General features: G+C 71.5%; 8 protein-coding genes. All 8 read right to left on the bottom strand.

Features of this window, described 5'->3' with window-relative positions:
- A partial coding sequence (ftsA, locus tag BKE38_RS27390; RefSeq protein ID WP_076960351.1) for a cell division protein FtsA occupies nucleotides 1-1029 on the bottom strand: 1029 nt, incomplete at its 3' end.
- A complete protein-coding gene (locus tag BKE38_RS27385; RefSeq protein ID WP_242662589.1) occupies nucleotides 1026-1937 on the bottom strand; it encodes a cell division protein FtsQ/DivIB in 912 nt (303 codons plus the stop codon). The genes BKE38_RS27385 and ftsA, both read right to left, overlap by 4 nt.
- Nucleotides 1927-2838, bottom strand: coding sequence for a D-alanine--D-alanine ligase (locus BKE38_RS27380; RefSeq protein ID WP_076960350.1), 912 nt, complete (start codon nucleotides 2836-2838; stop codon nucleotides 1927-1929). Before BKE38_RS27380 ends, BKE38_RS27385 begins: the two co-directional genes overlap by 11 nt.
- A complete protein-coding gene (gene murB / locus BKE38_RS27375; RefSeq protein WP_076960349.1) occupies nucleotides 2835-3737 on the bottom strand; it encodes a UDP-N-acetylmuramate dehydrogenase in 903 nt (300 codons plus the stop codon). Before murB ends, BKE38_RS27380 begins: the two co-directional genes overlap by 4 nt.
- An 8-nt stretch (nucleotides 3738-3745) precedes the next feature.
- Nucleotides 3746-5182 (bottom strand): UDP-N-acetylmuramate--L-alanine ligase, encoded by a 1437-nt coding sequence (gene murC, locus BKE38_RS27370; RefSeq protein ID WP_076960348.1) that lies wholly within the window; start codon nucleotides 5180-5182, stop codon nucleotides 3746-3748.
- The gene (gene murG / locus BKE38_RS27365) at nucleotides 5182-6300 is read right to left on the bottom strand and encodes an undecaprenyldiphospho-muramoylpentapeptide beta-N-acetylglucosaminyltransferase (protein WP_076960347.1); all 1119 of its coding nucleotides are present in this window, start codon (nucleotides 6298-6300) and stop codon (nucleotides 5182-5184) included. The genes murC and murG overlap by 1 nt, the downstream gene beginning before the upstream one ends.
- Nucleotides 6297-7418, bottom strand: a complete 1122-nt coding sequence (locus BKE38_RS27360; protein WP_076960346.1) for an FtsW/RodA/SpoVE family cell cycle protein — start codon at nucleotides 7416-7418, stop codon at nucleotides 6297-6299. The genes murG and BKE38_RS27360 overlap by 4 nt, the downstream gene beginning before the upstream one ends.
- Nucleotides 7418-7951, bottom strand: a 534-nt coding sequence (locus tag BKE38_RS27355; protein ID WP_367596418.1) for a glutamate ligase domain-containing protein, incomplete at its 5' end; no start/stop codon positions are given. The genes BKE38_RS27360 and BKE38_RS27355, both read right to left, overlap by 1 nt.

The following is a 7951-nucleotide window of genomic DNA, read 5'->3' as shown; positions in this document are numbered from 1 at the left end:
GCAGGTGGGCGAGGACGAGGACCATCTCGTCAGCATCCCGCGCACCAGCTCCAGCGTCTCCTCGATTCGCGGCCGGATGATGTTGATCACCGTGCTGCGCGGGATGCTGACGAGATGGTCCTCGTCCTCGCCCACCTGCGGCACCATCACCATGGCCTTGGCATCGTCGCCGCCATCGAGCGCGCTGCCGTCGAGGATCTTGATGCGCTCGGCATGGGCGATCGGAGTCGCCAGGCCGCGCGCCAGGTCGTTGGTCACCTGCCAGCCGCCCACCGGGATCTGCGCGGTGTGCAGCAGGTGGCCCTCGCCATAGACGGCGATGCTGGTTGTGCCGCCGCCCATGTCCACAACCGTGGCGCCGAGCTGCCGCTCATCCTCGACCAGCACCGAGAGGGCCGCGGCATAGGTCGCCGAGACCAGATCCTCGATCTCCAGGTCGCAGCCGTGCAGACAGACGCCGAGGTTGCGCAGCGAGGCGGAGGCCGAATCGACCAGATGCAGCTGCGCCCCCAGCGTCTCGCAGATCATGCCGCGCGGATCCTCGACGCCGGGTGTCGCGTCGATGACGAAGCCGAGCATCGCGGCATGCACCGTCTCGCGCCCCTCGTCGGCAGCGCGGCGGCGGCTTTCGTTCAGCACGGCGCGCAGGTCGGCATCGGTCACGCCGCGCCCGCCGATCGGCCACTGGATCGTCATCAGCCGCGAATCCGGCTGGCCGCAGGAGAGGTTGACGATCGCGCCGGTCAGCTTGATCTCCGCCGCTTCCTCGGCCTGGGCGACGGCGGCGCGGATGCACTGCTCCGCCTCCTGCATGTCGACGATGTTGCCGCCCTTGATGCCGCGCGCCTTCTGCCAGCCGCAGCCGAGCACGCGCGGCCTGCCATCGGCCTCGTTGCGGGCGATCAGGCAGACGATCTTGCTGCTGCCGATGTCCAGCACGCCATAGGGGCCGCTGCGCGCGCGGCGACGGCGGGCCGCGGCGGCGGGCGGGGTGTCGGCGGGCGGGGTGACGCGCAGCAGCTTGCTCATCCCCGGCCACTCCCGCGACGCGCGCGCGGATCGGCGACAGCCGGCTCCGGCATGGTCTGCTGGCGCACCACCAGCCGGTCGGGCAGGCGCAGGTCGATGGCGAGGACCGGGCGGTCCATCAGCGCGCTGGAGCGCTGCAATTCGCCGAGCCGCTTCACCGCCGCATCCTCATGCGCCTCCGGCAGCAGCACGTCGGTGCCGTTGTGCAGCCGCAGGTTCCAGCGCCGCTCGCCGATCAGCACCAGCGCCTGGACGCGGCGCTGCACCTCGGGCTCGCTCTTCAGCGCGTCGTAGAGCGCCGCACCCTGGCGATGCGCGCCGTCGCCGACCAGCAGCGGCAGCGGGCCGAAGGCGTCCAGCGTGTCGGCCGAGACGACGCGGCCGTCGCGGTCGACGACCGCGAACTCGCCATTGTGCTGCCAGATGGCGAAGGGCTTGCGCTCATGGATGGTGATCTGGATATGGCCGGAGAGGTTGCGCTGCACCTCGGCCTGCTCGATCCAGGCGATGCTTTCCAGCCGCGCCTTGGCCTGGCTCGGCGAGAAGGCCAGAAGCGGGTCGCCGTTGCGCACGCCGATGGCGGCGCGGATCAGCTCGCGCGGCGTGTTCTGCTGGCCGCGCACCACGATCTCGGTGACGGTCAGCCCCGCATTGCCGGCGATCTCCGAGACATTCTCGGCCAGGAAGGAAAACCGGCCGGCGGGGTCGAGGGCGCTGACCACCACGGCGCCGGCGCCGATGGCGACCAGCCCGGCCAGGCCGAACAGCGCCGGGCGCAGCATCGGCCGCTGCCGGCGCAGCCACAGGCGCAGGCTGCTCGGCCGCTGCGGCGCGGCGCGGGTCGGGCGGCCGCCGTCGCTCGACAGCCGCGTGCGGTCCTCGGGACGGAGGCGAGCGTTACGGGCCATGCCGCGCCTCCCGCACCATCCAGGCGCAGAGCTCGGGGAAGGGGATGCCCAGATGCGCGGCCTGCTCCGGCACCAGGCTGGTGGGCGTCAGCCCGGGCTGGGTATTGACCTCGAGCAGCGCCAAGCGCCCGGTGCTGTCGTCGTAGCGGAAATCGGAGCGGCTGACGCCGCGGCAGCCCAGCGCCTGATGCGCGCGGAGTGCGGCGGCCATCGCGGCCTCGGCGATATCGGCGGGAATGGCGGCCGGGATGGTGTGCAGGCTGCCGCCCTGCGCGTATTTCGCGTCGTAGTCGTAGAAGGCGTGGCCGGTGCCGATCTCGGTTACCGCCAGCGGCCGGTCGCCCATGACGCCGACGGTCAGCTCGCGGCCGGCGATGTATTCCTCGGTCATGATGCGGTCGCCGAAGCGCCAGCCGCGGGCAATCTCGGCGCGGCGGTTGTCGCCTTCCTTCAGGATCTCGACGCCGACGGAAGAGCCTTCGCTGACCGGCTTGACCACATAGGGGCGGTCGAGCGGATCGGCCGCCTCGAGCTCCGCCGGGGTCACCACGCGATGCTCGGCCAGCGGCAGGCCGTGCGCGGCGAAGACCGCCTTGGCCGCGGCCTTGTCCATGGCGACCGACGAGGCGCGCACGCCCGAATGGGTATAGGGGATGCCAAGCCAGTCGAGCATGCCCTGGACGCAGCCATCCTCGCCGAAGCGGCCGTGCAGCGCGTTGAAGACGGCGTCGGGCTTCGCCGCCTGCAGCGCCGCGATCAGCGCCGCCAGATCGCCCGTCACCTCGACCGGCGTCACGCGGAAGCCGGCCTCCTTGAGCGCGACGACGACCTGGGCGCCGGTGGAGAGCGAAACCTCGCGCTCGGTGGAGATGCCGCCGAAGAGGACCGCGACGTGGTTCATGCCGGGAACTCCCCGATCCGCTTGATTTCCCATTCCAGCGTGACCCCGCTCTGCGCCGCGACCCTGGCACGAACGGTCTCGCCCAGGCCTTCCAGATCGGAAGCCGTCGCGACGCCGAGGTTGAGCAGAAAATTGCAATGCTTTTCAGAAATCTGCGCGTCGCCGTTCTGCAGACCGCGGCATCCCGCCGCGTCGATCAGGGCCCAGGCCTTGTGGCCCTCGGGATTCTTGAAGGTCGAGCCGCCCGTGCGCGCGCGCACCGGCTGGCTTTCCTCGCGCGCGGCGCGGATGGCGTTCATCTTCGCGGCGATGGCGGTGGCCTCGCCGGGGATGGCGCGGAAGCGGGCGCGCACCACGACGCCGTCCTGCGGCAGTGTGGAATGGCGATAGGTGAAGCCGAGTTCTTGCGCCGACAGCCGCAGCAGGCCCGACGGCGTCGCGACCTCGGCCCAGTCGAGCATATCCTTCACTTCGGCGCCGTAGGCCCCGGCGTTCATCGCGACGGCACCGCCGATGGCGCCCGGGATGCCGCAGAGGAATTCGAGGCCTGCCAGGCCGGCGGCGGCGGCATGCTCGGCGACGGTCGCGTCCAGCGCCGCGGCGCCGGCCAGGATGCCGTCGCCCTCAACCACGATCTCCGAGAAGCCGCGCGCCAGCTTGACCACGAGGCCGCGCACCCCGCCGTCGCGCACCAGCAGGTTGGAGGCGGCGCCGATGACGGTCAGCGGCAGGTCGCGCGGCCGGTCGCGCAGCAGCAGGAGAAGATCGTCGACATCCGCCGGGCGCACCAGGAACTCGGCCGGGCCGCCGGTGCGGAACCAGGTCAGCGGCGCGAGCGGCGCATCCTGCTGGATGCGGCCGCGCAGCGGCGGCAAGGCGGCAGGCGACGGGTTCTGCATGGCGCGGCTCACCGGGTCCCCCCGGCGGCGCGGGGCCCGCGCGGCTGCAGCGCCGCCAGCTTCTCCGGCAGGGCATGCGCCCAGGCGGTGATGTTGCCGGCGCCGAGGCAGATCACGTAGTCGCCGGGCTTGGCGATGGCGTTGATCATCTCCGGCAGGCTGTCGGGGCCGGGGAGCGGCACGACGCTGCGATGGCCATGGCTGCGCAGGCCATCGACCAGGCTGTCGCGGTCGGCGCCGGGGATCGGCTGCTCGCCGGCGGCATAGACATCGGCCACGATCACCGTGCCGGCGTCGTTCATGCACTGGCAGAATTCTTCGAAGAGCTGCTTCAGCCGCGAATAGCGGTGCGGCTGCACCACGGCCACGACGTCGCGCGCGCCGGCCTGGCGGGCGGCCTTCAGCACGGCCGCGATCTCCACCGGATGGTGGCCGTAATCGTCGATGATCTGCACGCCGTTCGCCTCGCCCACGCGGGTGAAGCGGCGCTTGACGCCCTTGAAGCCGAGCAGGGCGGAGCGGATGGTGCCCTCGTCGATATCCATCTCGATCCCGAGCGCGATGGCGGCCAGCGCATTCTGCACATTGTGCTGGCCGAGCATCGGCAGGCGCATCGGCTTCAGGCTGCGGCTGCGGCCCGTCGCACGGTCCTGCACCGTGACCTCGAAGGTGGCGCCCATGCGGTCGGTGATCAGCCGCTCGGCGCGGACATCGGCCTGGGGCGAGAAGCCATAGGTGATCATGCGGCGGTCCACATGCGGGATCATCGCCTGCACATTGGGATGGTCGGCGCAGAGCACCGCGAAACCGTAGAAAGGAATATTGGAGACGAACTGGGCATAGCCCTGCTTCATCGCCTCCTCGGTGCCCCAGTGGTCGAGATGCTCGGCATCCATGTTCGTCACCACCGCCGCGACGGCGGGCAGGCGCAGGAAGGAGCCGTCGCTCTCATCCGCCTCGACCACCATCCAGTCGCCTTCGCCCAGGCGGGTGTTGGTGCCATAGGCATTGATGATGCCGCCATTGATGACGGTGGGGTCGAGCTTGGCGGCTTCCAGCACGCAGGCGACCAGCGAGGTCGTCGTGGTCTTGCCATGGGTGCCGCCGATGGCGATGCCCCATTTCAGGCGCATCAGCTCGGCCAGCATCTCGGCCCGGCGGACGACGGGGATCAGCCGCTGGCGCGCCGCGACCACTTCCGGATTGTCGCGCTTGACCGCGGTCGAGGTGACGACGACCTGTGCCGCGCCCAGGTTCTGCGCGTCATGGCCGACGCTGACAGAAATGCCCGCGGCGCGCAGGCGCTCGACATTGTAGCCCTCGGCGATGTCGCTGCCCTGGACGGTGTAGCCGAGATTGTGCAGCACCTCGGCGATGCCCGACATGCCGATGCCGCCGATGCCGACGAAGTGGATGGGACCGATATTGAGCGGCAGCGCACGCATCACTGAACTTCCTGAAGTCGGCGCTGGTCGGCGCGGGCGAGAACGAGATCGGCGAGCCGCGCCGCGGCATCGGGTGCGGCGAGAGCGGCCGCTGCGGCCGCGGCGCGTGCCAGGGCTGCGGGGGATTCAAGCAGATCACCAAGGCGTTTCGCCAGGGCCTGCGGCGAACAATCGGCCTGCGGCATGACGATTGCGGCGCCATTCGCCGCCAGCGCGCGCGCATTGGCGCTCTGGTGGTCGTCGATGGCGCTGGGCAACGGTACCAGGATAGCACCACGCCCGGCGCAGGCGAGCTCGGCGACGGTCGAGGCGCCGGCGCGGGCGACGACGAGATGCGCGGTGCCGTAGAGGCCGGCGACATCGCCGAAGAAAGGCGCCAGTTCCGCCGGCACGCCGAGCGTCTCATAGGCGGCGCGCACGCGGGGCAGGTCCTCGACGCGGCACTGCTGGACCAGTGACAGCCGCTCGCGCAGCGGCGCCGGCAGCAGGCCGACGGCTTCGGGCACGACGTCGGAAAAGATCCGCGCGCCGAGGCTGCCGCCGAGCACGAACAACCGGAGAGAGCCCTGCGGCGCGGTGAAGCCCTGGCCGGCGAGTGCCGCCAGCGCCGGCCGCACCGGATTGCCGACGAAGGCCGTGGTGGTGCCGGCCGGGATGCGGCTGGTCTCGGCAAAGGCCAGGGCCAGCACATCGGCGCCGCGCGCCAGCAGCCGGTTGGCGCGGCCGAGCACGGCGTTCTGCTCGTGCAGGATCGTCGCGGGGCGATCGCCCAGGCTGCGGGCCGCCAGCAGCGGCGGCACGCAAGGGTAGCCGCCGAAGCCGACGACGGCGGCCGGGCGGAGCCGCTGCAGCAGGCGGCGCGCCTGCAGGGTGCCGGCGGCCAGCGCCATGGCGCCGCGCGCGGCGCGCGCGATGCCGCGGCCGGCCAGCCCCGCGCCCTGCAGCACGAAGCGCTCGGCATCGGCGAAGGCCGGGCTGGAATAATCGGCGCTGCGCGCATCGGTCATCAGCGCGATGCGCTGGCCGCGGCGCTGCAACTCCGCCGCCAGCGCTTCCGCCGGGAAGAAATGCCCGCCGGTGCCGCCGGCGGCGATGACGATGGTGCGCGAGGAGGTCATTCGTCCTCCATCCGCGCCAGGCGCCGGCGGGTCAGTGCCAGCAGCATGCCCATGCCGAGGGCCACCGCCACCACCGAGGAGCCGCCATAGGAGATGAAGGGCAGCGTCATGCCCTTGGTCGGGATCAGGTGCAGGGCGGAGGCCATGTTGATGAAGGCCTGCAGGCCGAACTGCGTCAGCAGGCCGGTGGCGCCCAGGATGATGAACATGTCCTTCTCGCCGAGCAGCCGCAGCAGGCCGCGCAGCACGACGAAGCCGAAGACGGTCAGGATCAGCAGGCAGATGGCCAGGCCGAACTCCTCGCCGGCGACGGCGAAGACGAAGTCGGCATGGGCGTCGGGCAGCATGCCCTTCAGCCGGCCCTCGCCGGGACCCACGCCCAGCAGCCCGCCATGGCCGAAGGCCTCCATGGCGACGGTGACCTGGTAGGTGTCGCCGGCGGCGGGGTCGAGGAAGCGGTCGATGCGCGACTGGAAATGCGGCAGCAGGAAATAGGCGCCGATGCCGCCGAGCACGCCGAGCAGGCCGCAGAGGCCGACGATGAACAGGTTGACGCCGGCGACGAAGAGCTGGGCGAAGAAGACCGAGCCCACCACCATCAGCATGCCCATGTCCGGCTGCTTGGCCAGCACGCCGGCGACGATCAGGAACAGGGTGCAGGCGGCGGCGCTGGCGCGGATGCCCAGCGTCTTGCCTTCCGACAGCAGCCAGGCGGCGACGACGGCGAAGCAGGGCTTGAGGAATTCCGAGGGCTGCAGCGTCATGCCCGGCAGGTGCAGCCAGCGGCGCGCGCCCTTGATCTCGACGCCGATGGACAGCGTCGCCATGGTCATCAGCAGGGCGCCGGCAAAGCCGAGCAGGGCCAGGCGCCGCACCATCTTGATCGGCAGCAGCGAGATCGAGACCATCACCCCCGTGGCAATGGCCAGGAAAAAGACCTGCTTCAGGATGAAGAGGTCGCGCGAGGAGGCACCGATGCGCTCGGCCACACCGGGGCTCGCGGCCAGCAGCATGACATAGCCGAAGCCGACCAGCGCCAGCAGCGCCGCCAGTGTCCAGCGGTCGACCGTCCACCACCAGCGGCCGAGGACGGAGGTATCGGCGCGCGAGAGGGCCATCACACGGTCTCCGGCAAGGCGGCGACCAGGGCGCGGAAGGCGTCGCCCCTGGCATCGAAGCCGCTGAACTGGTCGAAACTGGCGCAGGCGGGCGAGAGCAGGACGACGCCCACCCCCTCGGCACGGGCGGCGTCGAGGGCTGCGGGCACCGCGGCGGCCAGCGTGCCGGCGATGGCATGCGGCACGCCATGCGCGGCGAGCGTCGCGGCAAACTCCGGCGCGCATTGGCCGATCAGCAGCGCGCGGGCGATGCGCGGGAAGAGCGGCGCGAGAGGCTCGATGCCGCCCTGCTTCGGCACGCCGCCGGCGATCCAGACCAGCCGGTCGTAGCTGGCCAGCGCCGGCGCGGTGCTCTCGGCATTGGTCGCCTTGCTGTCGTTGACGAAAAGCACGCCGTCGCGGCTGCCGACCCGCTCCTGGCGATGCGGCAGGCCCGGATAGCTGGCCATGCCGGCCGCGATCTCGTCCCGGGTCAGGCCGAGCGCCAGCGCCGCGGCCGCGGCGGCGGCGGCGTTCTGCGCATTGTGCGGGCC

It is taken from the genome of Teichococcus deserti, from assembly GCF_001982615.1.
GTDB classification, from domain to species: Bacteria; Pseudomonadota; Alphaproteobacteria; order Acetobacterales; family Acetobacteraceae; genus Pseudoroseomonas; species Pseudoroseomonas deserti.
The sequence above is the reverse complement of the archived record's forward strand: the minus strand, read 5'-3'. Positions and strand labels throughout refer to the sequence as shown.

Coding starts and splice junctions, on each gene's coding strand:
- murB (WP_076960349.1), bottom strand. CDS start 3,737: ATGCAGAACCCGTCGCCTGCCGCCTTGCCGCCGCTGCGCGGCCGCATC.
- murC (WP_076960348.1), bottom strand. CDS start 5,182: ATGCGTGCGCTGCCGCTCAATATCGGTCCCATCCACTTCGTCGGCATC.
- BKE38_RS27380 (WP_076960350.1), bottom strand. CDS start 2,838: ATGAACCACGTCGCGGTCCTCTTCGGCGGCATCTCCACCGAGCGCGAG.
- BKE38_RS27385 (WP_242662589.1), bottom strand. CDS start 1,937: ATGGCCCGTAACGCTCGCCTCCGTCCCGAGGACCGCACGCGGCTGTCG.
- BKE38_RS27360 (WP_076960346.1), bottom strand. CDS start 7,418: ATGGCCCTCTCGCGCGCCGATACCTCCGTCCTCGGCCGCTGGTGGTGG.
- murG (WP_076960347.1), bottom strand. CDS start 6,300: ATGACCTCCTCGCGCACCATCGTCATCGCCGCCGGCGGCACCGGCGGG.